At 60.8% G+C, this 23,182-nt stretch carries 26 protein-coding genes; 10 read left to right on the forward strand and 16 right to left on the reverse strand.

Going from position 1 to position 23,182, the window contains the following annotated elements:
• The first annotated feature begins 37 nt into the window (after nucleotides 1–37).
• Nucleotides 38–1,027: a sugar-binding protein gene (locus C934_RS0100690; protein WP_018854790.1), complete on the forward strand. Its 990-nt coding sequence runs from the start codon at nucleotides 38–40 to the stop codon at nucleotides 1,025–1,027.
• 56 nt (nucleotides 1,028–1,083) lie between these two features.
• Here the strand turns inward: C934_RS0100690 and C934_RS0100695 are convergent, their stop codons facing one another.
• Both C934_RS0100695 and C934_RS0100700 read right to left on the reverse strand, forming a co-directional pair.
• Nucleotides 1,084–1,785, reverse strand: a complete 702-nt coding sequence (locus C934_RS0100695) for a DNA alkylation repair protein (RefSeq protein WP_018854791.1) — start codon at nucleotides 1,783–1,785, stop codon at nucleotides 1,084–1,086.
• Entirely contained in the window at nucleotides 1,782–2,699 is a 918-nt protein-coding gene (locus C934_RS0100700) for an NAD(P)-dependent oxidoreductase (protein ID WP_272481241.1), read from the reverse strand. The genes C934_RS0100695 and C934_RS0100700 overlap by 4 nt, the downstream gene beginning before the upstream one ends.
• 317 nt (nucleotides 2,700–3,016) lie before the next feature.
• On the opposite strand from C934_RS0100700, the gene ssuD reads away from it, so the two are divergent.
• Nucleotides 3,017–4,192: an FMNH2-dependent alkanesulfonate monooxygenase gene (gene ssuD, locus C934_RS0100705; RefSeq protein ID WP_018854793.1), complete on the forward strand. Its 1,176-nt coding sequence runs from the start codon at nucleotides 3,017–3,019 to the stop codon at nucleotides 4,190–4,192.
• A gap of 370 nt (nucleotides 4,193–4,562) precedes the next feature.
• On the opposite strand, the gene C934_RS0100710 is transcribed toward ssuD, so the two are convergent.
• From C934_RS0100710 to C934_RS0100725, 4 genes are all read right to left on the reverse strand, one after another.
• A complete protein-coding gene (locus C934_RS0100710; RefSeq protein ID WP_026371467.1) occupies nucleotides 4,563–5,039 on the reverse strand; it encodes an SRPBCC family protein in 477 nt (158 codons plus the stop codon).
• Between the two features lie 8 nt (nucleotides 5,040–5,047).
• Nucleotides 5,048–5,380 carry an ArsR/SmtB family transcription factor gene (locus C934_RS0100715; RefSeq protein WP_018854795.1) on the reverse strand — a complete coding sequence of 111 codons (333 nt, stop codon included), beginning with the start codon at nucleotides 5,378–5,380 and terminating at the stop codon, nucleotides 5,048–5,050.
• Complete coding sequence (locus C934_RS0100720; RefSeq protein WP_018854796.1) at nucleotides 5,377–6,060, reverse strand: glutathione S-transferase family protein; 684 nt, start codon at nucleotides 6,058–6,060, stop codon at nucleotides 5,377–5,379. The genes C934_RS0100715 and C934_RS0100720 overlap by 4 nt, the downstream gene beginning before the upstream one ends.
• A gap of 98 nt (nucleotides 6,061–6,158) precedes the next feature.
• Nucleotides 6,159–6,974, reverse strand: coding sequence for a class I SAM-dependent DNA methyltransferase (locus tag C934_RS0100725; RefSeq protein ID WP_018854797.1), 816 nt, complete (start codon nucleotides 6,972–6,974; stop codon nucleotides 6,159–6,161).
• 124 nt (nucleotides 6,975–7,098) lie between these two features.
• On the opposite strand from C934_RS0100725, the gene C934_RS0100730 reads away from it, so the two are divergent.
• Nucleotides 7,099–7,821, forward strand: a complete 723-nt coding sequence (locus C934_RS0100730; RefSeq protein ID WP_018854798.1) for a DUF2270 domain-containing protein — start codon at nucleotides 7,099–7,101, stop codon at nucleotides 7,819–7,821.
• Nucleotides 7,822–7,839: 18 nt separating this feature from the next.
• Here the strand turns inward: C934_RS0100730 and C934_RS0100735 are convergent, their stop codons facing one another.
• The 4 genes from C934_RS0100735 to C934_RS0100750 all read right to left on the reverse strand — a co-directional run bounded on the left by C934_RS0100735 (nucleotide 7,840) and on the right by C934_RS0100750 (nucleotide 10,786).
• Complete coding sequence (locus C934_RS0100735; RefSeq protein WP_018854799.1) at nucleotides 7,840–8,106, reverse strand: usg protein; 267 nt, start codon at nucleotides 8,104–8,106, stop codon at nucleotides 7,840–7,842.
• Between the two features lie 159 nt (nucleotides 8,107–8,265).
• Nucleotides 8,266–9,096 carry an ABC transporter permease gene (locus C934_RS0100740; RefSeq protein WP_018854800.1) on the reverse strand — a complete coding sequence of 277 codons (831 nt, stop codon included), beginning with the start codon at nucleotides 9,094–9,096 and terminating at the stop codon, nucleotides 8,266–8,268.
• Entirely contained in the window at nucleotides 9,093–9,896 is an 804-nt protein-coding gene (locus C934_RS0100745; protein ID WP_018854801.1) for an ABC transporter permease, read from the reverse strand. The genes C934_RS0100740 and C934_RS0100745 overlap by 4 nt, the downstream gene beginning before the upstream one ends.
• Nucleotides 9,897–10,009: 113 nt before the next feature.
• Entirely contained in the window at nucleotides 10,010–10,786 is a 777-nt protein-coding gene (locus tag C934_RS0100750) for an ABC transporter substrate-binding protein (RefSeq protein ID WP_018854802.1), read from the reverse strand.
• 324 nt (nucleotides 10,787–11,110) lie between these two features.
• Here C934_RS0100750 and C934_RS0100755 point away from each other — a divergent pair, with 324 nt between their 5' ends.
• Nucleotides 11,111–13,360, forward strand: a complete 2,250-nt coding sequence (locus tag C934_RS0100755; RefSeq protein WP_018854803.1) for an OmpA family protein — start codon at nucleotides 11,111–11,113, stop codon at nucleotides 13,358–13,360.
• 97 nt (nucleotides 13,361–13,457) lie between these two features.
• Here the strand turns inward: C934_RS0100755 and mobB are convergent, their stop codons facing one another.
• The 3 genes from mobB to C934_RS0100770 are packed head-to-tail and all read right to left on the reverse strand — an operon-like array spanning nucleotide 13,458 to nucleotide 15,521.
• Nucleotides 13,458–13,973 carry a molybdopterin-guanine dinucleotide biosynthesis protein B gene (gene mobB / locus C934_RS0100760; RefSeq protein ID WP_018854804.1) on the reverse strand — a complete coding sequence of 172 codons (516 nt, stop codon included), beginning with the start codon at nucleotides 13,971–13,973 and terminating at the stop codon, nucleotides 13,458–13,460.
• Complete coding sequence (gene mobA / locus C934_RS0100765; RefSeq protein ID WP_018854805.1) at nucleotides 13,973–14,605, reverse strand: molybdenum cofactor guanylyltransferase MobA; 633 nt, start codon at nucleotides 14,603–14,605, stop codon at nucleotides 13,973–13,975. The genes mobB and mobA overlap by 1 nt, the downstream gene beginning before the upstream one ends.
• Before the next feature lie 7 nt (nucleotides 14,606–14,612).
• Nucleotides 14,613–15,521 carry a DMT family transporter gene (locus C934_RS0100770; protein ID WP_018854806.1) on the reverse strand — a complete coding sequence of 303 codons (909 nt, stop codon included), beginning with the start codon at nucleotides 15,519–15,521 and terminating at the stop codon, nucleotides 14,613–14,615.
• 194 nt (nucleotides 15,522–15,715) lie between these two features.
• Between C934_RS0100770 and C934_RS0100775 the strand changes: the two genes are divergently transcribed.
• The gene (locus C934_RS0100775; RefSeq protein ID WP_018854807.1) at nucleotides 15,716–16,486 is read left to right on the forward strand and encodes an SDR family oxidoreductase; all 771 of its coding nucleotides are present in this window, start codon (nucleotides 15,716–15,718) and stop codon (nucleotides 16,484–16,486) included.
• 21 nt (nucleotides 16,487–16,507) lie between these two features.
• On the opposite strand, the gene moaA is transcribed toward C934_RS0100775, so the two are convergent.
• Nucleotides 16,508–17,554, reverse strand: a complete 1,047-nt coding sequence (gene moaA / locus C934_RS0100780; protein ID WP_018854808.1) for a GTP 3',8-cyclase MoaA — start codon at nucleotides 17,552–17,554, stop codon at nucleotides 16,508–16,510.
• A 134-nt stretch (nucleotides 17,555–17,688) separates the two neighbouring features.
• On the opposite strand from moaA, the gene C934_RS0100785 reads away from it, so the two are divergent.
• Both C934_RS0100785 and C934_RS0100790 read left to right on the forward strand, forming a co-directional pair.
• Nucleotides 17,689–18,063: a gamma-butyrobetaine hydroxylase-like domain-containing protein gene (locus tag C934_RS0100785; RefSeq protein WP_018854809.1), complete on the forward strand. Its 375-nt coding sequence runs from the start codon at nucleotides 17,689–17,691 to the stop codon at nucleotides 18,061–18,063.
• Nucleotides 18,064–18,090: 27 nt separating this feature from the next.
• Nucleotides 18,091–19,278, forward strand: coding sequence for a low temperature requirement protein A (locus C934_RS0100790; protein WP_018854810.1), 1,188 nt, complete (start codon nucleotides 18,091–18,093; stop codon nucleotides 19,276–19,278).
• Nucleotides 19,279–19,280: 2 nt separating this feature from the next.
• Here the strand turns inward: C934_RS0100790 and C934_RS0100795 are convergent, their stop codons facing one another.
• On the reverse strand, nucleotides 19,281–19,748 hold the full coding sequence (locus tag C934_RS0100795; protein ID WP_018854811.1) for a MarR family winged helix-turn-helix transcriptional regulator: 468 nt from the start codon (nucleotides 19,746–19,748) through the stop codon (nucleotides 19,281–19,283).
• 45 nt (nucleotides 19,749–19,793) lie between these two features.
• On the opposite strand from C934_RS0100795, the gene C934_RS0100800 reads away from it, so the two are divergent.
• Together C934_RS0100800 and C934_RS0100805 are read left to right on the forward strand one after the other, a co-directional pair.
• Nucleotides 19,794–20,747, forward strand: a complete 954-nt coding sequence (locus tag C934_RS0100800) for an alpha/beta hydrolase (RefSeq protein ID WP_018854812.1) — start codon at nucleotides 19,794–19,796, stop codon at nucleotides 20,745–20,747.
• Nucleotides 20,748–20,798: 51 nt separating this feature from the next.
• Nucleotides 20,799–21,410, forward strand: coding sequence for a pyridoxamine 5'-phosphate oxidase family protein (locus C934_RS0100805; protein WP_018854813.1), 612 nt, complete (start codon nucleotides 20,799–20,801; stop codon nucleotides 21,408–21,410).
• 133 nt (nucleotides 21,411–21,543) lie between these two features.
• Here the strand turns inward: C934_RS0100805 and C934_RS0100810 are convergent, their stop codons facing one another.
• On the reverse strand, nucleotides 21,544–22,614 hold the full coding sequence (locus tag C934_RS0100810) for a GGDEF domain-containing protein (protein WP_018854814.1): 1,071 nt from the start codon (nucleotides 22,612–22,614) through the stop codon (nucleotides 21,544–21,546).
• 96 nt (nucleotides 22,615–22,710) lie between these two features.
• Here C934_RS0100810 and C934_RS35465 point away from each other — a divergent pair, with 96 nt between their 5' ends.
• Nucleotides 22,711–23,181, forward strand: coding sequence for a hypothetical protein (locus C934_RS35465; RefSeq protein ID WP_245267896.1), 471 nt, complete (start codon nucleotides 22,711–22,713; stop codon nucleotides 23,179–23,181).
• Nucleotide 23,182 lies beyond the last annotated feature (1 nt).

Below are 23,182 nucleotides of genomic sequence, written 5' to 3' on the forward strand. Positions count from 1 at the left end.
ACGATGGCGTCCGCCATTTTTTCAATGGGAGGAAGCTATGAGGAAGGCATTATTGCTTACAGCCGCGGTGCTGGCGCTGACGGCGGGACAGGCGCTGGCGGCCAAGAAACAGTTGGTCATCGTTGTGAAAGGCCTCGACAACCCGTTCTTCGAGGCAATCAACCAAGGCTGCCAGAAGTGGAACAAGGAAAACGCCAGCTCCGAATACGAGTGCTTCTACACTGGCCCTGCATCGACTTCGGATGAAGCCGGCGAAGCGCAAATCGTTCAGGACGTGTTGGGCAAGGCGGAAACGGTGGCCATCGCCATTTCTCCGTCGAACGCCAAACTGATCGCTCAGACGCTGAAGACGGCAAATCCCAAGGTTCCCGTGATGACGCTCGACGCCGACCTTGCGGCGGAAGATTCAGCACTGCGCAAGACCTATCTCGGCACCGATAACTATCTGATGGGCGCGCGCATCGGCGAGTACATCAAGAAGGCCAAGCCGCAGGGCGGCAAGATCTGCACGATCGAAGGCAACCCGGGTGCCGACAACATTCTGCGTCGCGCGCAGGGGATGCGTGACACCCTGACCGGCCAGAAAGGCCTGACCGCGCTGAAAGGCGAGGGCGGGTGGACCGAAGTTGCCGGTTGCCCGGTCTTCACGAACGACGATGGCGCCAAAGGCGTTCAGGCCATGACCGACATTCTCCAGGCAAACCCCGATCTCGATGCTTTCGGGATTATGGGCGGCTGGCCGCTGTTCGGCGCGCCGCAGCCCTATCGCGACCTGTTCAAGCCGATGGCCGAAAAGATCGGCAAGAACGAGTTCGTGATCGGTGCGGCCGACACGATCGGTGATGAAGTCGCGATCGCCAAGGAAGGTCTCGTCACCGCTCTTGTCGGCCAGCGGCCGTTCGAAATGGGCTACAAGGCACCGTCAGTGATGATGGACCTGATCGCCGGCAAGACGGTCCCGGATCCAGTCTTCACCGGCCTCGATGAGTGCACCAAGGATACGGTCGATACCTGCATCCAGAAATAGTGGGGGGGAAGGACGGCGGGCGGATATCATCATCCGCTCGCTGTCGTTTACAGCGATTATCGCGTTGCCGACTTTCTCTCGACCCTCGCGATGACCTTCTCGCTTTTGAGTTCCCGGACGGTGTCCTTGCCGATCCAGCGCGCGGTCCGGTCGTCGGATGCGGCAAGTCGTTCTGCGACTGTGCATGCGCGAGCATGGCAATGCAGGTTGCGTTTACCGATGTTTCGCAGCGCCCAGTTCACCGCCTTGCGTACGAAATTGCGCGGGTCGCGAGCGTGCGCGTCTATAAGTGGAAGCCAGGCAAGGATCGTGTCGTCCGGCTCATTCTTCAGATGCACGGCTGCGCTGGCAATCATCGCAAAGGCAGTTCGCCGAACGAACTCGCGATCGTCGGCTGCGAATTCAGGTATGAGCGCCTTGAGACCAGCCTCGACGTAGAGGTCTGCCGCCGTATCGACGATTTCCCACGAGTGAAAGTTATCGGACCATGTTCTGGCGAGGTTTGCCGTGAGCTTCTGCGGTTCGGCCGTATAGAGCGCTAGCAGGCGAGCTTCGCGGATGTTGCCTTGCCACAGCTCCAGCGCACGGCCGTTACTTTGCTTCACCGTTCGGGCGATCTTTCGGAGATCCGAATTGGAGATGCCGAGCGCCGTTTCGGTGACGATGCCGAAACGGGCCATGCCTGATATGTTTTCCTCCGAGCGCAGCGTTTGCAGATGCGCAATCAGCTCCGCGCTGCTGGAGGAGGGACCGATCATTTTTCGAGACGGGCCAGGAGCGAGGACGTATCCCAGCGATTGCCGCCCATGGCCTGGACGTCACCATAGAATTGGTCGACCAAGGCCGTCACCGGCAGCTTTGCGCCGTTGCGGCGTGCCTCGTTGAGCACGATCCCGAGATCCTTGCGCATCCAGTCGATGGCAAAGCCGAAGTCGTACTTGCCTGCATTCATCGTTTTGTGCCGGTTCTCCATCTGCCAGGAGCCGGCAGCACCCTTGGAGATAACCTCGACGACCTTCTCGATGTCGAGGCCGGCGCGCTTGCCGAAGTGAATGCCCTCCGCCAGCCCTTGGACGAGGCCGGCGATGCAAATCTGGTTGATCATCTTGGTCAGCTGACCGGCACCCGCCGGTCCCATGAGGCCGACCATCCGGGCGTAGGCATCGATCACCGGCTTTGCCTTGTCAAAGATGGCCTCGTCACCACCGCACATGACGGTCAAGACGCCGTTCTCGGCGCCGGCCTGTCCACCCGATACCGGGGCATCGATAAAGGCGCAGCCCTTGCCTTTTGCGGCGGCATCGAGCTCGCGGGCAACTTCCGCGCTCGCGGTCGTGTTGTCGATCAGGATCGCGCCGGGCTTCATCGTCTGGAGAACGCCGTTTTCACCTGTTGCCACCGAACGGAGATCATCGTCGTTGCCGACGCAGGTAAAGACGAAATCCGCATCCTTGGCCGCTTCGGCGGGTGTTGGGGCCGATTTGCCGCCGAACTTCTCCGCCCAGGCCGCCGCCTTCGATGCAGTCCGGTTATAGACGGTAACGTCATGGCCGCCCTTCACCTTGAGATGGCCAGCCATGGGAAACCCCATTACGCCAAGACCGATGAATGCGACTTTTGCCATGTGCCAATCCTCTCCTGAATGCCGGGCACGAGGATTAGCGGAAAGCACGGCGCTCGGAAAGCCGTCGAAGTGCGGGTTGCATCGTGGCGGAAAAATTTTCTCCGAAAGCGGCAATTGCCGGTTCGGATAATCCGGCGAGCCTCGAAAGATAATAATTACAAATGTCGATCGATTTGATGGTTTTTGTAAAGATTGCGACGAGACACTGGAGCGCCGAGAGCGGCTGACTTCCAGAGAGGGAAGACGATGATTTTACGACGTCAAACACGGGGGCTTCTCGTCATGGCATCGTCCTGAACACCGACGACGGGCGCCTCGCACGCAAAGCAAAGCTAATTCAATTCCGACTAGAAGGCATCATTTCCATGACCGGCAAACACGATCCCATCAATTTCCTCTGGTTCATCCCGACCTCGGGAGATGGTGCCTATCTCGGCTCGAACGAGCAGACGCGCGCGCCGGAAATCGGTTATCTCACCCAGATTGCCCAGGCGGCTGATCGCCTTGGGTACTCCGGCGTGCTGCTGCCGACGGGCGTTGCCTGTGAAGAATCGTTCGTGACAGCGGCAGCGCTTGCCGCCAAGACCGAGAAGCTGCAGTTTCTGGTGGCAATCCGTCCGGGTACGGCATCACCGGCATACTACGCGCGTCTAACGACGACGCTGGACCGTATTTCGAATGGGCGCCTGCTGCTCAACATCGTCGTCGGCGGCAGTCCGGCGGAGCTTGCCGGCGACGGCATTCATTTGGCCCACGACGAGCGCTATGCCCATGCCGATGAGTTCTTCACGGTCTTCGAAGAGCTGCTCGAAAAGGGTGTCGCGAGTTACGACGGCAAATACATCAAGGCGACGAATGCGAAGCTTGGCTTTCCATCGGTGCAGAACCCGCGGCCGCCCCTGTACTTCGGCGGTTCGTCGGATGCTGGTATCGACTTCTCGGTCGGCCGCGTCGACAAGTACCTGACCTGGGGCGAGCCGCCGGCTCAGGTTGCCGAAAAGGTTCAAAAGGTACGGGCTGCCGCGGCGAACAAGGGGCGCGAGGTCAGCTTCGGCATTCGCCTGCATTTCGTCGTCCGCGAAACCGATGAGGAAGCATGGGCAGCGGCCGATCGTCTGATCTCGAAACTCGACGATGAGACGATCCGCGAGGCGCAGGAGCGCTTTGTCAAGGAATCCGACTCCGTCGGCCAGCAGCGTATGGCGGCCCTGCACGGTGGCCGGCGCGACAAGCTGGAAGTGTCGCCGAACCTTTGGGCCGGTGTCGGCTTGGTGCGCGCCGGGGCAGGGACAGCACTTGTCGGGTCGCCGAAGACCGTGGCCGCTCGCCTGCGGGAATATCAGGACGTCGGTATCGATACGGTCATCGGATCCGGTTATCCGCATCTCGAGGAGGCCTATCGCGTTGCCGAGTTACTGTTCCCGGAACTCGGGATCACGCGCGAAGAGCAGCGTCACGGCTTCCAGAGCGATTTCGGCAAGCATCAGGTTTTCGGTGGCGGCAGCCATGGTGGAAACCTCAAAGTAGTGTCCGGCTCCTGATGTGCCAACCGGCGCCGTCTGTTGTCGGGCGGCGCGCTTTCATCGACGACGCACCTTCCGACCATGCTCGCCGGATACTGCGTCGACCGGTGGTGCTGGCTTAGCTACAGCCCGGCCTCTTCCGGCTAGTGCACCAACGCGTTGACTGTGACAATCAGGAGAAAGACAGCGATAACCAGGGACGCTCCCCAGGCAACCGTGCGATTGGCCCGGGCCAGGACGCTTGGCCTGGGGCCGCGCTTGGGATTGAATCTCGGCCGCCGCTTGAGCGTGGATCCGGCTTGTGTGTGTCGTTTATCTGCAGTCATACTGCCTCGCCTGCCGCCGTGAGATGCCGAGGCGCCAACCTAGCATGAAACCGGTTCAAGATTTAGTGCGCTGTGCTGCCGTCGCGCTCGACAAACGCCTGTATGCGATCGACCAGAATTTCCGTTCCCTGCCGTCGCGAGCCACCGTCGGTATAGTCATCGAGGAAGACGACCTGTTCCGTAAAGAGCATGGTTGTTCCTGATGGCGTAGCTTCGAAGGTGATCGTCGCAAGCGATGCCGAAATGCGGGTTTCGCCGAGCTTCATGTCATAGGCATAGATGATGCGGGCCTGCGGCACGATATCGAGATAGCGCGCCTCGTAGGCATGCAGCACGCCGTCGCTGTCTGCGACGCGATTGCGCTCCTGGCCGCCGACGCGGAACTCGAGGCTGTATTCGATGGGCACCCACTCGTCGTGGCATGCAAACCACTGCCGCTTGGCCTCCGCATCGGCCCAGGCGGCAAACACCCGTGAGATCGGCGCCCGCATCTTTCGCTCGATTGCGAATGTCTCGTGCATGGCGGAATGTCTTGTCATGTCGTTCGTCACTCCGGTTGGTCGTCCGAGAGAAATCGTTCAAGTCGGTCAAAGCTGGCGTTCCAGCTTGCCTTGTGTTCGGCAAGCCAGCGTTCCACCTGGCCCAATGCGCCTGCTTCCAGGCGATAAGTCCGCACGCGGCCGCTCTTTTCGGAATGGACAAGGCCGCTCCTTTCCAGCACGGCGAGATGTTTCATAACGGTCGGCAGAGCCATCGACAGAGGCTCGGCAAGCTCTGACACCGAGGCTGGCCCGCGGCCGAGACGATCAACCATCCCGCGCCGGCTGCGGTCCGAAAGCGCGTGGAACGTCTCATCGAGTGTGGCCGGTTCGTCCATCATATAGAGGCTTCGTCCGGCCGGAAGCGTGCGGGTAGCCGTTCCCGGTAGGGATAGAATCTGAAATACGGCCGCGCTTCTTCAACGACCCGTGCAAAGGACGGGCGCGCCAGTAGCCTGTCGTAGCAAGCCCGCAGGCTTGGCTGGCCGGCGAAAGGGACAAGGGTCTCGGCATAGAAGAGGGCGGGTGCCGCGGCGCAGTCGGCCATGGTGAAGCTATCCCCTGCGATCCAAGGGTGTTCGCCGAGTTTCTGCTCAATCATGCCGTAGGCCTTGCGCAGCGCCGCCTCAGCACCGGCCACGCGGCTCGGATCGCCGCCGCCGCGCAGACGTTCGGCGACGATCTGTTGCATCGGTTCCTGCACGTGCAGGTCAAAGAAGCGATCCCACAGGCGGACCTCAAGCGCTTTGTCGAAATCGCCTGGGATGAGGGCCGTCGCACCCGGATAGTAGCGATCGAGATACTCGATGATGATCGTCGTTTCAGGGACAGTGCGGTTGCGTGCCTCATCGCGCAGCACCGGCATCTTTCCGAGTGGCCAGACGCTGAGGAACGCGGCTCTCGATGCCTCGTTTCCGAGATCGACATGGACGGGCTCGAAGGGCGTGTCGTTCTCGTAAAGGGCGATCAGGACCTTGTGGCAGAAAGATGCAAGCGGATGACTGTGGAGGAAGAGCGACATGCGGCCGGCCTTTCACGTTGTTTTAAAACTTGCGTGAATGGCTAAGTATCAGGGCGCCGCTTCGCTGGCAACAGGAAAGTTGCGTGGATGGCTAAGTATTAAGACAGCCGCGCAATCACCAGGTGGCCCGGGCTCGGATTGCCTTCCTGCATGCGAACGTTGATCTCTCGCATCTCGACGAGCTCGAATCCCGTCGCTGCGAGGCGTTCGCGAATATAAGCTGCCGAATGCAAAAAGCGCTGATGCGGGCCGACCATGTAGGGTTGGCCATTTGCGGAGGCATCGGGCAGTTCCTCGGATGAAAAGATGAAGAAACCGCCGGGGTTCAGGTTTTCCGCGACGCCGAAGAACAGTGGTTCGAGCGCGCCGAGATAGGGTAGGACGTCAGTCGCGGTAACGAGATCGAACGGATCCTCGTCATTGTCTTCGAGAAAGTCCTCGACCTCAGCGACGAAGAGCGTCTCGTAGAGCTCCTTCTCGTGGGCGATCTCGACCATGTTTTCGGAAATGTCGATGCCGGTCATGTCCTCGCAGAGGTCGCTGAGCGCGCTGCCGGTGAGGCCAGTGCCACAGCCGAGGTCGAGCATGCGCTTGAAGGGGCCAAGGTTCAGCTCCTGCAGGCGCTGGCGCACCATCATCGGCACGTGGTAGCCGAGCTGTTCGACGAGAACGTCCTCGAAGACTTCGGCGTGCTGATCGAACAGGGTCTCGACATAGGCGTCCGGCGCCTTGGGTGGCGTCTCGCCGCGTCCCATGGAGGCGATCCGGACGGCGGCGCCGCCATGATCCTCGGGGTCGATGGCCAGGACCTCTTCATAGGCCTTTACGGCGGCATCGACATCTCCCGCCTTCTCGAGGGCAAGAGCCCGGTTATAGGCTTCCGCGAGTGCGTCTTCGTCGATCTTCTTGGCCATAGCAATTCACCATCGTTTTAATTCCAGAGCTGCGTCTACGGCGACTGATTGTCTTTTGCAATGGCGACGTTCGAGGCGCAGAATAAGGATCCTCTAATGGATAAGAACAAAATGGAGAAAAACCATGGTGGCCGAAATCAGTAAGGCGAACTTCGAGATAGAGCTGGATAGTCCGCGACCAGCGCTGCCGGCAACGCCAGGCGAGATCACGAATACGCTCAGCCACTATTATCGGGGAGAGCTCGGCCGGATGATAAGCTGGCGCGATCGCATCGACCGAACATCGAATTGGGCGATCACGGTCTCGGCGGCGCTGCTTTCGGTTTCACTGTCGACGCCGACCTCGCACCATGGCGTGCTGCTTTTCGGGATGATGCTGATCACCCTGCTGTTGCTCATCGAAGCGCGCCGATACCGCTTCTTCGATATCTACCGCGCCCGAGTACGGAAGCTGGAGCGGGGCTATTTCGCGCAGATTCTTGCGCCGAACGGCGAATCCAGACCCGATTGGGCCGGCGCGATCGCGAGGAGCTTGCGCAAGCCGCAATTTCTCTTGAGCTACCCCGGCGCGGTCAAGCGGCGACTGCGCCGCAACTATTGCTGGATGTATTTTATCCTGTTGCTCGCATGGTGTCTGAAGATCACCACGCCGAAGCTCCAGGCAGAGGGCAATCCGCTGACGCAGACGCATTCATGGACTTACGTAGTCGAGAACGCGGCACTTGGGCCGATCCCGGGCTGGGCCGTGCTCTGCCTGGTTGGCTTGGGCTATGCCGGTATCCTCTACGGCACACTGCATCGGGAGATGGACGAAGACGAGTTCGTCAAAGGGGAGGCTCATGTCTGACCGGCTTTTGCAGCGTGATCAGTTGATGGTGAACTCGCCTCTCAGCGCCCGCCATTCGGTGGCCGAGATGAGTTTGCGGTGAATGTAGCGGACCGAATGCAGCGGTCCGTCGAGCTTCTCCTGCCAGAACTTCAGGAAGCTGCGCATTTCCGGAAAATCCGGTGCAAGGTCGTAGTCCTGCCAGATGTATGTCTGTAGGATCGTTTGATGATCCGGCATCCGGTAGATGATTTGGGCCGTCGTGAGGCCGTAGCCCTGAAGCTGCCTTTCCATGTCCTTGTGCATCGTCGTCTCGCTTCTGGTTCCATTGATCGCTCATTAGCGATCAATGAAATGGAACCACTACATGCTTAACCGAAGCTTGACGAATTGCTAGTGCCTCAGGAATTTCTTTTGCAATTTCAAATCGTTGGCAGCTCTCATCGGCGAGTGCTGCCACGTTGTTCAGCGCTTCAGGTGGCGGGTGAGGCGGCGCTCGATCCATGCCCAGAGATGGCGCAGGGCTTCGACCATGGTGAGGTAGAAAATCGCTGCCCAAAGGTAGGTCTGGTAATCGAAGGTGCGCGAGAAGGCGTAGCGCGTTTCACCCATCAGGTCGAGAACGGTGATGATGGCGACGACCGCAGAGCCCTTGATCAGCAGGATGATCTCGTTGCCGTAGGGCCGCAAGGCGACAATCAGCGCCTGCGGCAAGAGGATCTTGCGGAAGGCGATGACCTTGTGGATGCCAAGCGAGGCGGCGGCTTCGTGCTGGCCGCGCGGAACGCTCTGGATGGCGCCACGCAGGATTTCAGCCTGGTAGGCGGCCGTGTTGATGGTCATCGCAAACAGACCGCAATACCAGGCATCGCGGAAGAACCACCAGAGGCCGACGGTTTCCAGCTGCGGACGGAAACTGCCCAGGCCGTAGTAAATGAGGAAGAGCTGTGCCAGCAGCGGCGTGCCGCGGAACACATAGACGTAGCAGTAGGCGATGCCGTTGATGAACCTGTTCTTGGACATGCGGGCAAAGGCCAACGGCAGCGACAAGATGGCGCCGAAGAATACCGAGATCACCACCAAGGCAATCGTCGTATACAGACCATGCAGGTAGCGGGGACCGTAGCGGGTGAACTTCTCCGGATCCCAACCGGTCACGACCATCGTGAGCAGTGCGGCAGCCAGGACGATCCAGAGAGCGACGACAACGTATCCGGTAATGCGCGCAGCGGTGACTGGCCTGTGCGCTTGCTTCGGAGCCGGCTGCGCCGGAATGAGCGTCTGGGCGTGGCTCATCGGCTGATCTCCGAACGCTTGGCCCACCGTTCTATGTAGCGAAGGCCGAAGGAGGAAATGATGGCGAGGCCGAGATAGAGAGCGCAGGCGACGGTATAGAACAGGAATGCCTGTTTAGTGACCTTAACGGCGACGCCGGTCTGCCGCAGGATATCGGCAAGGCCAATGATCGAGACGTAGGACGTATCCTTGAGCAGGATCATCCAGAGGTTCACCAGGCCGGGAAGGGCGATGCGCACTAGTTGCGGCAACACGATCAGGCGCAACGTGCGCCCACGATGAAAGCCCAGTGCGTCCCCGGCTTCGTACTGGCCTTTCGGGATGGCGCGGAAAGCCGAGAGCAGCACCTCCGAGCAATAGGCGGAAAATACAATCGACAGCGCGATCACGCCCGCCAAGAAAGCGTTGATTTCGATCCGGCCGTCATAGCCCATGGAGGCGAGGACGGACTGGATCAGGATCTGCATGCCGTAATAGATGATGAACAGTGTCAGCAGTTCCGGCAGGCCACGGAAGATCGTGGTGTAGATGCCGGCCGCAAGGCGGACCGATTTCTCTTCCGATTGCTGGCCGAGTGCGACGAGGAAGCCGATGACAAGTCCGATTGGAAGGGTAACCAGAGCGACCGCAACTGTGACCTTGAGGCCGGCGGCGATCTCATCGCCCCAACCGGTGTCGCCACAGGCCAGGATCGTCGAGGAACCGAACCACGTGAAGAGTCCTGCGGGTCCGCAAAGCGGATCGAAGATATGCCCAATCCAGGCCCAAAATGGACCTAGCGCGGAAAATAATCCGCCCATGCCAGTTTTCCCCTCGCGGTTTCTACCGCTTTGATCTTTCTATCGTTGTCAAACAAAAATGGCGGAAGAGCAAGCCTTCCGCCATCAGCTTTATCAGCGACCTACAGCTTTTCTTATTCGCCGTAAACGTTGAAGTCGAAGTACTTGTCCTGGATCTTCTTGTATTCACCGCTGGTGCGGATCGCGGCGATCGCGGTGTTCAGCTTTTCGCGCAGCGCGTCGTCGCCCTTGCGGACGGCAATGCCTGCACCAACGCCGTTGATTTCCTTGTCGACCGGCAGTGGCGTCAGGATCTTGCAGCATGCGCCGGCATCCGACTTGACCCACTGCGACAGCACGACGATGTCGTCGATGACGGCGTCGACGCGCCCATTCGTGATGTCGAGCTTGTACTCGTCTGCCGTCGGGTAGAGCTTCAGCTCGGTATCCGGCAGGTGCTTTTCAGCGTAGTTCGAGTGAGTGGTGGAGGTCTGCGCGCCGATCGTCTTGCCCTTCAGGCCGGCCACGTCGGTGACGGTCGAATCCTTCGGTACGGCGATTGCCGGCGGGGTGTTGTAGTACTTGTTGGTGAAGTCTACGAGTTTCGAACGCTCCGGCGTGATCGACATGGACGAGATGATCATGTCGAACTTCTTGGCCTGCAGGGCGGGAATGATGCCGTCCCAGTCGCTGCTGACGATGGTGCAGTCGGCCTTCATCTCGGCGCAGAGCGCGCGGGCGATGTCCATGTCGAAGCCGAGGAACTGGCCGCTGGCGTCAACGTATTCGAAGGGCGGGTAGGTCGAGTCTGTTCCGATGACATACTTCTCGCCATCAGCCATGGCGGCGCCTGCGAAAAGAGACATCGCGGCGACGGAAGCGGCGGCAAGAATACGGGTGGAGATACGCATGTTAGTCCTCTCTGTTGGTGCTGCCGCTCGTGTTCTTCTTTTGGACGGCGGCTGAGCAGGGCGGTGCAAGGCACGGCCTTGGCGCGATACTCAAACCTTTTTCGGCGGAATTGCAACTGGAATCGCAGGGGTGTGGCGAACGATCAACTATGTCGAAGATGAACAATGCCGCACTGCCACATTCATACCGGGTTAATGCTGCAGTTCCTAAGACTCGTGGAACAAATGCAGTCCCCCCGCGGTTTTCGCCGCGGATGGGTGCCCCAAAATCGGACGTGGCCACGACCGCGTCCCAAGAAAATGAAGTCAACGAGGAGCCCCTTTATGGGAATGAAATCCAGATTGTTTGCAAGTGCCGCCTTTCCACTGTTGTCGCTGTCGCTTGTGATGCCTCCAGTGCAATCCTTTGCCGCAGTTGCCAGCGTTGAACAGGTTCAGACAGCACCGCAAGCGGTCGCGGGCAGCTTCGAGGTTGCGCAGGATGCGCCCTCCGATGAAGAGATTCTGAAGAAGCACCACAAGCAGCACGGCGGCGGCGGTGAAGAACAGGCGCCGGCCGCCCAGCAGGAGCAGCCACAGCAATCGCAGGATGCGCCTGCCGAAAAGCCACGCAAGCAGCGTGAGCCGGCAGCAGAGGCACAGCCCGCGCCACAGCAGGAGCCTGTCGTCGAACAGCAGCTGCAGCAGTTGCAGGAGGCAGCCCCCGCCGAAAAGCCGCGCAAGAAGCGGCAGCCGGCCGCCGAGCAGGCAGAGCCTGCGGCTCCGCAGGAGCAGATAGCGCCGGCCCAGGAACAGCAGTTGCAGGAAGCAGCCCCTGTCGAAAAGCCGCGCAAGAAGCGGCAGCCGGCCGCTGAGCAGGTTGAGCCCGCGGCTCCGCAGGAGCAGATAGCCCCGGCGGCCCAGGAACAGCAGCCTGTCGAAAGCCAGGAAAAGCCGCGTCGCAACAAGCGCGACAAGCAGCAACCTCAGCAGGAGGCCGCGCCGCAGCCGCAGACCGAGCAGGTCGCCCCGCAGCAGGAGCAGGCTCAGCCGCAGGGCGAAGCGCCGCAGCCCACGAGGAAGGCAGGCAAGCAGCAGGCGACCGAAAGCTCTGAGCAGCCGGTGAAGCCGCGCAAGAAGCCTGCCGCTGAAGCGCAGGCGCCAGCCGCGGAACAGGCGCCTGCTCCAGTAGAGGCGCCGACGGCCGAGAAGCCGCCCGTTCCCGCGCAGGAGCCGGCGACGGAGGCCCAGCCTGGCGGCACGCAGCCGATCCTGAAGCAGGGCGAACAGGTTCCAGCACCTCAGCAGGGCGAGCAAGCACCGGCTCAGCAGCAGGGTGAACAGGTTCCGGCGCAGCCGACCGATCAGCCGGCAGTGGGCCAAGCCGAGCAGGTTATCCCGGCTCCGGAGAAAATCACGCCCAAGGAACTCGAGCGCCGCAAGGAGATTGCCGCGGACCCGAGCAAGAGCACGGAAACCGTCGTTCTGCCGGTTGAAAACGGTGCCGCCGTTCTCGACAGCGACAAGGACGCCGACCGCTCGGGGGGCATCCAGTCCCGTCGTGACCGCGACAGGCAACGCGGCCAGGAGCAGAATTTCCGGGTTCCAAAAACCGACGCCGAGGCCCAGATCATAACCGAGGGCGCAAAGGCTGCTCCGATCAAGATCGAAGCCGTGACCAGCGAACAGGGTCGGCGTCTCGACAGGCGTCCGCAGTTCGAGCGGCCGGAAGGCGCGCGCTTCGGCGAGCGTGGTGACGACAATCGTGTGATCATCCAGATCAACAACCAGACGATCGTTCGCGGCGATGACGACCGGCGCTTCCTGCGTGACGGCGAGCGGCCGACCTACGAGCAGCTGCCGCGGGACCGTTACCGTGAGACGATCGACCGTGACGGCTATCAGATCGTGACGATCCGCAACCGCTATGGTGACATCATCCAGCGGTCGCGCATTGACAATGGCGGGCGCGAGTCCGTGCTCTACTATTCGCCTGGTCTCTACGAAGATCCGGACCGCGGCTACTTCGAAGATCCGGGCCGCGACCTGCCGCCGATGCGCCTGCGTATTCCGCTCGGTGACTACATCATGGACACGAGCAGCGACGACGATCGCGACTACTACGACTTCCTGCGCGAGCCGCCGGTGGAGCCCGTGGAGCGTGTCTATTCGCTGGATGAGGTGAAGTATTCGGCGCGTATCCGCGACAAGGTTCGCCGTATCGATCTCGATACGATCACCTTTGCGACGGGGAGTGCCGAGATCCCGATGAGCCAGGCGCGCAGCCTGCGCAAGGTCGCCGATGCGATCAACGAGGTGTTGCGGAAGGATCCGTCGGAAACTTTTCTGATCGAAGGCCATACGGACGCGGTCGGCTCCGACCAGAGCAACCTCGTCCTCTCGGACCAACGCGCGGAATCGGTGGCGAATGTGATGACCGACGTTTACGGCATCCCGCCCGAAAACCTGGCGACGCAGGGCTACGGCGAACGTTACCTCAAGGTCAACACGCAGGGGCCGAACCAGGAAAACCGCCGCGTCACCATCCGTCGCGTGACGGCGCTGGTACGCCCGGTCGCCTCCGCGAGCCGATAATCGAAACTGATCGGAAGCCGTCGGGAGACCGGCGGCTTTCGTTTGCGCGCTCTGCGGTTCTGGCGCGAGCGCACCAGCTTCGAGGTCGTAACGTTTCCTACTTTGCAGGCAGCTCCACTATTCCGGAAATGAAGTCTGCGATTGCCTGGGTGTCATCGAGGTTGAATACCGGCAGAAAGCCTTCGGCGATCGGGTGATCGGCCGCGATGGCAACGATGTGGGGATCCGTCGGGGCGAGGGGTTCCTGGTTGGCGGATTCGAGCCGCCGCGCCTCGATCTTCGGGATCGGTTCGCGCTTGTAGCCCTCGATCAAGACAAGGTCGCAGGGCGCGATGCGGGCAAGAATTTCGTCGAATGTCGGCTCTGGGGCGCCGCGCAATTCGTGCATGATGGCATAACGCGTTCCGGAGACGATGGTCACTTCGTGAGCGCCGGCCTGTCGGTGGCGGTAGCTATCGGCACCGACCTTGTCGATGTCAAAGTCATGATGGGCATGCTTGATGGTGGAAATGCGGTAGCCGCGGCGGGTGAATTCCTCGACGAGGCGGACCGCCAAACCGGTCTTGCCCGAGTTCTTCCAGCCGGCGATGCCAAAGACCTTCGGTTTCTCCATCATACCATGACCTTGAGCCAGCGCTCCGCCTCGGCGAGATCGTCCGGCGTGTTGACGTTGAAAAACGGATCGAGGAGGCTCGCCCGCGTCGGGCGCAGCGGGAAGGCAACTTCCGTAACGTCATGCCGTAGAAGGAAGTCGCGCGCACGGCGTTTTTCGTCGGTTGCGATCCAGGATTCCAGGTCATCGGCAAGGCTGACGGGCCACAGGCCGAACACCGGATGGCTGCGGCCCTCGGAGGCGGCGATGGCAATCTTGCCAGGTGAATCGATGACGCCAGCGAACCAATCGACGAGGTCGCTCGGAAAGAATGGACTGTCGACAGAAACCGTGACCACGTGTGTGACACCCCCAAGCGATGCACCGTAGGTCATCGCTGCATGGATGCCGGCCATTGGTCCCGCTTTGCCGGGAACTATATCAGGAATGAACAGATGCCGGCAATTTTCCGGGGTTGCGTCGGCGTTGACGGCAAGGGTGCTCACCTGCGGCTCGAGCTGTTCGATGACGCGCTCCAGCAGCGTGCGGCCATCGAGCCGCACGGAGGCTTTGTCGCGGCCCATGCGCGAAGAGCGTCCTCCCGCCAGGACCACACCCGGAATATTGGATCTATGCAGCACAAAATCGTTCATGGTTGCCTCAGACGGGGGTTCTCGGCTCGGACTCCTGGGCGACCGGCGGTACATGGCGCTTGGCCTCACGATAGAACGTGTAGAGGCCGGACGCTATGACGATAGCCGCACCGCCGAGCGTCCAGACATCGGGAAACTCCGCAAAGAAGACGAAGCCCAGCAATGTCGAGAAGATAAGGCTGGTGTAGCGGAACGGTGCGACGAAAGAGATTTCACCGGTGCGCATCGCCATGATGACCGACTGATAGCCGACCAGGACGAGAATGGCGGCGAGCAGCAGGTGCGAAAGCGAAGTCACGCTAACCGGCTCCCATCCTCCCAGCAGCGGCGTCAGCAATGCACCGACGACCGTTACCGAGACGGCCGTCACCACTGTGATCATCAGTGACGGGATCTCGGGGGCGATGCCGCGCGTGGCGAGGTCGCGGCCGGCCGTCGTGAGGACGCTGCCAACGCAGAGGAGAGCTGCGGCCGTGAAACCGTCCGGTCCCGGCCGAATGATGATCAGCACGCCAATCAGGCCGACGAGAATGGCCGACCAGCGACGCCAGCCGACGGGTTCGCGGAAGAATAGCGCCGCACCGAAGGTCACGACCAGCGGCAGCGACTGCAGGATGGCCGATGCGTTCGCGATCGGCATCATTCCGAGCGCCGTAATGTAAGTCACCGCTGCCAATATCTCGCAAATGACGCGGATGATGATCATGGGCTTGAGGATGATGCGCCACGATCGCAAGGCACCCATGTGGCGCGCGATGAAGTAGACGAAGATGCTGGTGAAGAGGCCGCGCAGACACATGATCTGGCCGGCATTCATGTAAGCGATAACTGATTTGGAAAGTGCGTCGCTGCAGGAAAATCCGGCCATGGCCGAACTCATGTAGATGGCGCCCTGGGTGTTGCGGGACCGCGGCATGTCGATATTCCGATTCTCGTACACGTGTTCTTAGAGCGTGCCAGGCGCCATGGGTATCGAACGAAAGACACACCCGAAATAATTCGATTGCGCAGTGCACAATAGGGCGCGCGCCGACACGGGCAGGAAACGGGTGGCTGAGCGCCAGGATGTCTGGGATTGGGATACCGCGAACAACAAGCGGAGGTTCCGACATGAGATATCTGGATGGCAAGGTTGCGATCATAACCGGCGCGAGCTCCGGCATCGGCCGGGCGGCCGCCAAGCTCTTTGCAGCCGAAGGCGCGCGGCTGGTCGTCGCGGCGCGACGCGAGGCTCAGCTTGGCATGCTGGTCGAAGAGATCGGAGATGCGGGCGGCGAGGCGGTTGCGGTTGCCGGCGACGTGCGCGACGAGGCTTTGAACTGGCGGCTGGTCGAAGTGGCGGTCGAACGCTTCGGCGGTCTGGATGTTGCCTTCAACAACGCCGGCAGCGCCGGCGAATCGGCGCCGGTGGCTGACCTGTCGCTGGATGGCTGGAACGAAATGCTGGCGGTCAATCTCACCAGCGCATTTCTGGCAGCGAAATATCAGGTGCCAGCAATGATCGCCCGCGGCCGCGGGTCGATCGTCTTCACCTCGACCTTCGTCGGTCACACGGCAGGAATGCCTGGGATGGGTGCCTATGCGGCAAGCAAGGCGGGACTGACCGGCCTGGTGCAGGTTCTTGCCGCCGAGCTCGGTCCGAAAAACATCCGCGTCAACGCGCTGTTGCCCGGGGGCACAGACACCGCGCTGAACCCGGCGAATTTCGAGAATCCCGACATGCAGCTCGTCGCCTTCATCCATGGCCTGCACGCGCTGAAACGGCTGGCTCGGCCGGAGGAGATCGCCAAGGCCGCACTGTTCCTGGGATCGGATATGGCGAGCTTTGTGACCGGGACGTCAATGCTGGCGGATGGCGGGGTTTCGATCAACCGGACGTAAGCTGCCCTAGCTCCGCGGGTGTCACCCGCCCGTGACACTCATGTGGCGGGCAACGGCAGGGCGATTGTGGGTGCGGTCGATAATGAAGTCGTGGCCCTTGGGCTTGCGCGAAATGGCCTCGTCGATCGCCGCATAGAGCAATCCGTCGTCCTCGGTGGCGCGCAAGGCGGCGCGTAGATCCGCGGCGTCGTTCTGGCCAAGGCACATGTAAAGCGTGCCGGTGCAGGTCAGTCGGACGCGGTTGCAGCTCTCGCAGAAATTATGCGTCATCGGAGTGATGAAGCCGAGCCGGCCGCCGGTTTCCTTCACCTGGACATAGCGTGCCGGACCGCCGGTGCGGTAGCCGATGTCGGAGAAGGTGAATCGTTCTTCGAGATCGGCCCTGAGCTTCGACAGCGGCAGGTAGCGGTCCGTCCGGTCTTCCTCGATCTCGCCCATCGGCATGGTTTCGATGACGGTGAGATCCATGCCGCGGCCGTGCGCGAAGCGGATCATCTCCGGCATTTCGGTGTCGTTGAAGTCCTTCAGTGCTACCGCATTCAGTTTGACCTTGAGGCCGGCCTTCTGGGCCGCCTCGATGCCTTCCATCACCTTGTGGAAATCGCCCCAGCGGGTGATCTGGCGGAACTTGTCGGGATCAAGCGTGTCGAGCGAGACGTTGATGCGACGCACGCCGCTATCATAGAGCTCGCCGGCAAAGCGGGAAAGCTGCGAGCCGTTGGTGGTCAGGGTCAGCTCGTCGAGGCCGGAGCCGATCTGTTTGCCGAGTTCCCGCACGAGATACATGATGTTCTTGCGCACCAACGGCTCGCCGCCGGTGAGTCTCAGCTTGCGCACGCCCTTGGCGATAAAGGCGGAACAGAGCCGGTGCAATTCCTCGAGCGTCAACAGCTCCTGTTTCGGCAGGAAGGTCATGTGCTCGGCCATGCAGTAGGTGCAGCGGAAGTCGCAGCGGTCGGTGACGGAGACACGCAGATAGGTCACGGCCCGTTTGAACGGGTCGATCATCGGTTTCGTCTCTGCAACCAGTGGCGATGCGTTGCCTGTCGTTCCGACGTTGCTGTTCACGAATACCTCCGCAATGCTACTAATGTGCGTATATGCCATTGCCGCGTCAAGGGAAACGCCCCTTACGCACGGTAAATTGAGCTTGCCTCGGCAAGCCTCATTGCCTACTCGTGATTTTGAAGGGGAATGGGATCATGACCGATATCTGGCCGACTGAACTCAGAGTTTCAAAAGACCGGCAGCACCTCGTCGTGACGTTCAACGACGAGCAGAGTTTCGATCTTTCCGCCGAGATGCTGCGGGTGCTTTCGCCATCGGCGGAGGTGCAGGGGCACGGGCCCGGGCAGAAAGTCACCGTTCCCGGCAAGCGCAATGTCGCGATCATTTCCATGACGCCGACCGGCAATTATGCGGTGCGCATCGGCTTTGACGACATGCATGATACCGGCATCTATACCTGGACCTATCTGCGCGAGCTCGGCGAGCGCGGCGAGGAGCTGTTCTCGGCCTATGAAGAAGAGCTGCGCGAAAAGGGCATGAGCCGCGACACCTCAGAGAAGCCGCGTTAAGCGACAATTGCCGCAAGGGGGAAATGCATGGCGGGAACGAGCAAGCGAAACTGGCTGCGCGCCAAAGGCAGTCCGAGTGAAAGCAGGGTCAGCTTCCTCGAACTGTTTTTCGATCTCGTCTTCGTCTTCTCGATCTCGCAGCTCTCGCATGCCCTCGCGGCGCATTATACGCCGCTCGGCGCTCTTGAAGCCGGCCTGATGACCTTTGCCGTCTGGTGGGTGTGGATATTCACGACCTGGGTTACAAACTGGCTCGACCCCGACAAGATGGCGGTTCGCGGCATGCTCGTCGTCTTGATGCTGCTTGGCCTGGTTCTTTCCGCGTCTATCCCCGAGGCTTTTGGCGACAAGGGGCTGCTCTTTGCCGGGTCCTACGTGCTCATGCAGGTCGGTCGATCGCTGTTTGCGTGCTATGCGGTCAAGTCGGACGCCTTGAAGTATCGAAATTTCGTGCGCATCAGTAGCTGGCTAATATTTTCCGGCGTCTTCTGGATCGCCGGCGGCCTTCTGGAACACGAGGCGCGACTGATCGCATGGCTCATCGCCCTTGCTATCGAATATGCCGCTCCGGCGAGCGGCTTTACCGTCCCGGGACTTGGCAAATCGACCGCCGCGGACTGGGACGTGTCGGGCGCGCATATGGCCGAGCGTTGCGCGCTTTTCGTCATCATCTGCCTTGGCGAGGCGGTGCTGGTGTCGGGGCGGACTTTCTCGGAAATGCCGTTTTCGCCATTGACGGCGGTCGTCTTCGGGACTGGATTCGCGGGGACGGTGGCGATGTGGTGGCTCTATTTCCGCTTCGGCCACGAGCGGGCGGCGCATCGGATCGAACACGACGAAACGCCGGGAAGCCTGGCACGGCTGGCGTTCACCTATGCCCATATCCCGATCCTGGCGGGCATCATCGTTCACGCCGTCGCCGTCGAGTTCATGTTCTCGCATCCGCATGAGACTGGCAATCTAGGCGTGATGGCCTCCGTACTCGGTGGCTCCGGACTGTTTCTTGCCGGCAATCTCTGGTTCAAAGGGGCGACCAGCGGACGTATGCCGCTGTCGCATCTGGCCGGCCTTGTGCTCTTGATTCTGCTCGCCTTCATTGCGCCGTTCATCGAGGTCTACCTTGCCGGTATCCTCGCGATGCTGGTGCTGATCATCGTGGCCGCGTGGGAATACAAATCCCTTGCGGGGCAAACGGTCGGCCACACCGTTCACTGAGATCAGTCTTCGTCGACAAGGTCTTGCTGCAGGACCCGGATGATCCGTTCCATTGATCCGGCCATCGCCATGCATTGCTCGATCGGCTCGGGCGAAAGCACCCGCTCGATGAGGTCGGTCTGGATGACCATGGCCTTCTCCGTGACATTCCGGCCTTCCGGCGTCAGGAAGAGGCGCAGTACGCGCTTGTCCTTCTCATCGCCGCGCCGTTCGATCAGCCCGCGCTTCTCCATCTGCGGCAAGAGCATGCTCATGTTCGAGCGACCGACCAGCAGCTTGCGGGCGAGTTCCTGCTGCGAGATGCCCTCGAAGCGATAGAGATTGATCAGAATATCGAGGTGCGGGGTCTTGATATCGAGTTCGGATAGCGAGCGACCGAGCGACTGCTGCATGAGTTGGCAGGCGCGGGCAACAGCGATCCAGCTGCGAAAACGCGGATGATCCCAGGGCAGGGATTGATTTTTGTTCATTGTTGTACTTTATTGTTCAGTGTTGAACATTATTGGATTCCCACTATGACAAACTTTGCGCTGAAGGTCACCCGCCTCGGTTTTTCCCTGCTGCAGTCGGTTTCGCCGCGCCTCGCCGGGACGGCGGCGTTCCGCCTGTTCTGCGTAACACCCTCGACAAGGCCGAAGGGCGAGAAGGCGAAAGCAGCACATGCGGCCGGCGCGGCAAAGCTTGCCGGAGCGGAGCGGTTCACGCTTCGTCTGGCCGGCGGCGGACGGGCGCATGCCTATCGGCTGAACGGTGGCGCCTTGGGACGGCGCCCGCGCTATCTTGTGACCCATGGCTGGGGATCGAGCGGTGCCTACATGGCCGACATCGCGACGACCTTGGCGGCAACCGGCGCGGAAGTGATCGCGGTCGACTTTCCCGGTCATGGCCGCGCGGCGGGGAGGATGCTCCACATGGGCATGGCGGTGAAGGCGATCGCCGCGGCCGAGCGTCGATTCGGTGCGTTCGATGCCGCGATCGGCCACTCCTTTGGCGGCGCCGCGCTGATGGTGGCCGCGGCAGGCATGTTGCCTGGCGAGTCTGCCGTGCTTCCGGAAAAGCTGGTGCTGATCGGCTCGCCAAGCGAAATGCACTGGCTCTTCAAGGATTTCGGCAGGCTGATCGGGCTTAGGCGCCCGGCACAGCAGGCGCTGGAGAACGAGGTGCACCGTGTCACCGGTCGGCGACTGGAGGCGTTCGATGCGAGCGGGGCGGCCGGCGCGATCCAGCGGCCAGTGATGATCGTGCACGCGGAGGACGACAAGGAAGTGAGTGCCAATCACGCTCGGCGTTACGCGGCCGCAGGCAATGCCGTGCGGCTCCACTGGGCAAATGGCTTCGGGCACCGTCGCATCGTGGCGGCGCGGTCGGTTCTCGATGCGATTACGGGTTTTCTCGCGGAGGACGATTCCGGAAAGGATGCTGAGATCATTCCGCTTTTCGCTCTTCCTGCGCGGCGCGTATCATTGTAACGTCACGTTAGGCAGCTAAAGGCCGCCACGATAAAAAGCGGCAGGACAGTCATGAAAATCATTGAAACGGTAGAGGAACTCGCAGCGATCTACGCTGGCGGGCTGACGCAGGCATCCGTAGCCAAGGTGACGGACTATCTGACGCCGCTCTATCGCGAGATGATCGAGGCGTCGCCCTTCGTGGCACTCGCGACGGTGGGACCCGAAGGCCTCGACTGTTCGCCGCGCGGTGATATCGGCGGCGTCGTGCGCATCGTCGACGACCGGACGCTGCATCTGCCTGACTGGCGCGGCAATAACCGGGTGGATTCGCTCTCCAACATCGTGCGGGATCCACGCCTGGCGCTGATGTTCCTCATTCCCGGTTCGAACACCACCATGCGTATTAACGGGCGTGGTGTCGTGACGAACGACGAGGCAGTCCTGTCCAGCTTCGTGATGGACGGAAAGCATCCGCGTACGGTGATCGTCATTACGATCGACGAGGTCTATTTCCAATGCGCTCGTGCGCTGATCCGTTCGGAGCTGTGGAATCCGGCAACCTTCATCGATCCGAAGAGCCTGCCAACGCCCGGTTTGATGCTGAAGGCGGCGACAGGGGATTTCGACTACGAAACCTATGACCGAGAATGGCCGGAGCGTGCCGCCAGGACGATGTGGTAGGCTTCCGCGTAGGATTGGCAGGCCCACCTCTTAGGAAGGAGGGCCGCGCAAATCGCGGTCCATTGCGATGGCGACGGGCGATTGCGGCAATCAAGCTCATCGACAGGCAGGCGAAGACGCTGCTTGCCAGGGTCTATCCCTTGTAGATCAGCCAGCTCTTCGTGAAGTCCTTCTGCATACCGTCTTCGAAGAGGACGCTGCAGTTGCGGCCGGAATTCTTTGCGCCGTAAAGGGCAACGTCGGCCCTGTGGTAAAGGTCGCCGGCGTCTTCCGCGTAGGACGCCATACAGACGCCGACCGATACCGTGACCGGCCCGTAGTTTATTCTGGTGCGCGAGTTGGTGAAGGGCGTCGTTTCCAGCGTGCGACGAATGCGCTCGGCCATCCCCATGACTTCGTCGGCCGTGTTGCCTTCTATGATGAGGGCGAACTCCTCGCCGCCGGTGCGGGCGACGAAAACGTCGCGGCGGACGTTGGCGCGGATGACCGAGGCGACCGTGGCGAGAATCTTGTCGCCGACCGGATGACCGTAGGTGTCGTTGATCTTCTTGAAATTGTCGATGTCGGCGAGCACCAGCGCAGTGACGGGCCGCATGGCCGGATTGTTGTAGACGGCGGCGAGGCGATCGTCGAATGCACGGCGGTTCGACAGGCGTGTCAATGAGTCCGTGTTGGCGATACGCTTGTATTCGTCAAGCTCCTTGCGGACCTGATCCATTTCCTGCGATCGCTGGACGACGTTCTCGACCGTGCGTTCGCCGTGCGCCATGGTGTCGCCGGTTGCCTGCGTGAGCAGGCTGAGGGCGTTTTCGATAAGCTCCACGCTGGTATGGTTCTTCGAGCTGATCCGCTTGTAGGTTTCGCCAAGCAGCTTGTTGTAGCTCTCCAGCGAGATTTGCTCCTGGCGCAGCACGCGCAGCAGCGTCTCGAGCTCGGCGGCAATGCGACCGTGCGCGTCGTCGAACACGCGGGCAGGGCTGTGCGTAAAATACTGCGCCCCGAGCGCGTCCAGTTCCTCCTGCGTCGCCTGACTGCCGAGCGCAGCAAGATCTCGTGTCAGCGCCGGGTTGGAGCCGATATAGGCTTCGTAAAAGAGTTCGTAGTTCCGAGGGATCGGTGCGACGCCCATGGAGCGCATGGCGAACGTGATCTGACCTGCCACGTCGGGAACCTGCGCCCTCGTTGGCGCTGCGGCCGTCGTCATGCGACTACTCCTCAATTGAATGTCAAATGCAGTCTTTAATTTGATAGCTAAGAAATATTGGGAAATGATTAAGAGAGGATATACCAATGATTACATGTGAAATTTATCCATTATTCTGCGTTATTTGCTTATCGTATTGATTTTTATCTGAGAAGCTGCAGAAGGGTTGCGGTAATTTCGCCTTATGGGCGAGTGGCGCAAAATAAAAAATCCAACCAGTCGTTTCAGTTGCTTTTGCATTGTTTCATATTTGTTGACAGTCGGTGTCGATCGGTCGCGCTGTTGCGGATCGGCGAGAAGGCGCACATTCCCCCCGAAAGAGCCGTGTGGCTCCAACGGAAGGCAGAGATCTTGGAAAGCTCTCGTCACACTTCGCCGATCGTCCTTGTTGCTGCAGTCATTGCAGGCTCCGTCGCGCTGATCCAGCAGGATGGTTTCTTCGACGGTGTATTTCGCAGCGACATTCTCGCCAGCGTGAAGGCGGAGGAGGTCCTCAATGTTGCTGATCTCGCAAATCGCGTCGATACCGCCACGGTCGACCATCGGGCGACCGCGGCAATCCATTGAC

It is taken from the genome of Rhizobium sp. 42MFCr.1, from assembly GCF_000377185.1.
Classification (GTDB): domain Bacteria; phylum Pseudomonadota; class Alphaproteobacteria; order Rhizobiales; family Rhizobiaceae; genus Rhizobium; species Rhizobium altiplani.

Bases quoted from the DNA above. Each gene is read 5' to 3' on its own strand.
- C934_RS0100695 (WP_018854791.1), bottom strand. From the start codon at position 1,785: ATGATCGGTCCCTCCTCCAGCAGCGCGGAGCTGATTGCGCATCTGCAA.
- C934_RS0100710 (WP_026371467.1), bottom strand. From the start codon at position 5,039: ATGACAAGACATTCCGCCATGCACGAGACATTCGCAATCGAGCGAAAG.
- C934_RS0100730 (WP_018854798.1), top strand. From the start codon at position 7,099: ATGGTGGCCGAAATCAGTAAGGCGAACTTCGAGATAGAGCTGGATAGT.
- C934_RS0100800 (WP_018854812.1), top strand. From the start codon at position 19,794: ATGACAAACTTTGCGCTGAAGGTCACCCGCCTCGGTTTTTCCCTGCTG.
- C934_RS0100745 (WP_018854801.1), bottom strand. From the start codon at position 9,896: ATGGGCGGATTATTTTCCGCGCTAGGTCCATTTTGGGCCTGGATTGGG.
- C934_RS0100740 (WP_018854800.1), bottom strand. From the start codon at position 9,096: ATGAGCCACGCCCAGACGCTCATTCCGGCGCAGCCGGCTCCGAAGCAA.
- C934_RS0100805 (WP_018854813.1), top strand. From the start codon at position 20,799: ATGAAAATCATTGAAACGGTAGAGGAACTCGCAGCGATCTACGCTGGC.
- C934_RS0100790 (WP_018854810.1), top strand. From the start codon at position 18,091: ATGGCGGGAACGAGCAAGCGAAACTGGCTGCGCGCCAAAGGCAGTCCG.
- C934_RS0100725 (WP_018854797.1), bottom strand. From the start codon at position 6,974: ATGGCCAAGAAGATCGACGAAGACGCACTCGCGGAAGCCTATAACCGG.
- C934_RS0100795 (WP_018854811.1), bottom strand. From the start codon at position 19,748: ATGAACAAAAATCAATCCCTGCCCTGGGATCATCCGCGTTTTCGCAGC.
- C934_RS0100785 (WP_018854809.1), top strand. From the start codon at position 17,689: ATGACCGATATCTGGCCGACTGAACTCAGAGTTTCAAAAGACCGGCAG.
- ssuD (WP_018854793.1), top strand. From the start codon at position 3,017: ATGACCGGCAAACACGATCCCATCAATTTCCTCTGGTTCATCCCGACC.
- mobA (WP_018854805.1), bottom strand. From the start codon at position 14,605: ATGAACGATTTTGTGCTGCATAGATCCAATATTCCGGGTGTGGTCCTG.
- C934_RS0100715 (WP_018854795.1), bottom strand. From the start codon at position 5,380: ATGATGGACGAACCGGCCACACTCGATGAGACGTTCCACGCGCTTTCG.
- mobB (WP_018854804.1), bottom strand. From the start codon at position 13,973: ATGGAGAAACCGAAGGTCTTTGGCATCGCCGGCTGGAAGAACTCGGGC.
- C934_RS0100750 (WP_018854802.1), bottom strand. From the start codon at position 10,786: ATGCGTATCTCCACCCGTATTCTTGCCGCCGCTTCCGTCGCCGCGATG.
- C934_RS0100735 (WP_018854799.1), bottom strand. From the start codon at position 8,106: ATGCACAAGGACATGGAAAGGCAGCTTCAGGGCTACGGCCTCACGACG.
- C934_RS0100690 (WP_018854790.1), top strand. From the start codon at position 38: ATGAGGAAGGCATTATTGCTTACAGCCGCGGTGCTGGCGCTGACGGCG.
- C934_RS0100810 (WP_018854814.1), bottom strand. From the start codon at position 22,614: ATGACGACGGCCGCAGCGCCAACGAGGGCGCAGGTTCCCGACGTGGCA.
- C934_RS0100775 (WP_018854807.1), top strand. From the start codon at position 15,716: ATGAGATATCTGGATGGCAAGGTTGCGATCATAACCGGCGCGAGCTCC.
- C934_RS0100755 (WP_018854803.1), top strand. From the start codon at position 11,111: ATGGGAATGAAATCCAGATTGTTTGCAAGTGCCGCCTTTCCACTGTTG.
- C934_RS0100720 (WP_018854796.1), bottom strand. From the start codon at position 6,060: ATGTCGCTCTTCCTCCACAGTCATCCGCTTGCATCTTTCTGCCACAAG.
- C934_RS0100770 (WP_018854806.1), bottom strand. From the start codon at position 15,521: ATGCCGCGGTCCCGCAACACCCAGGGCGCCATCTACATGAGTTCGGCC.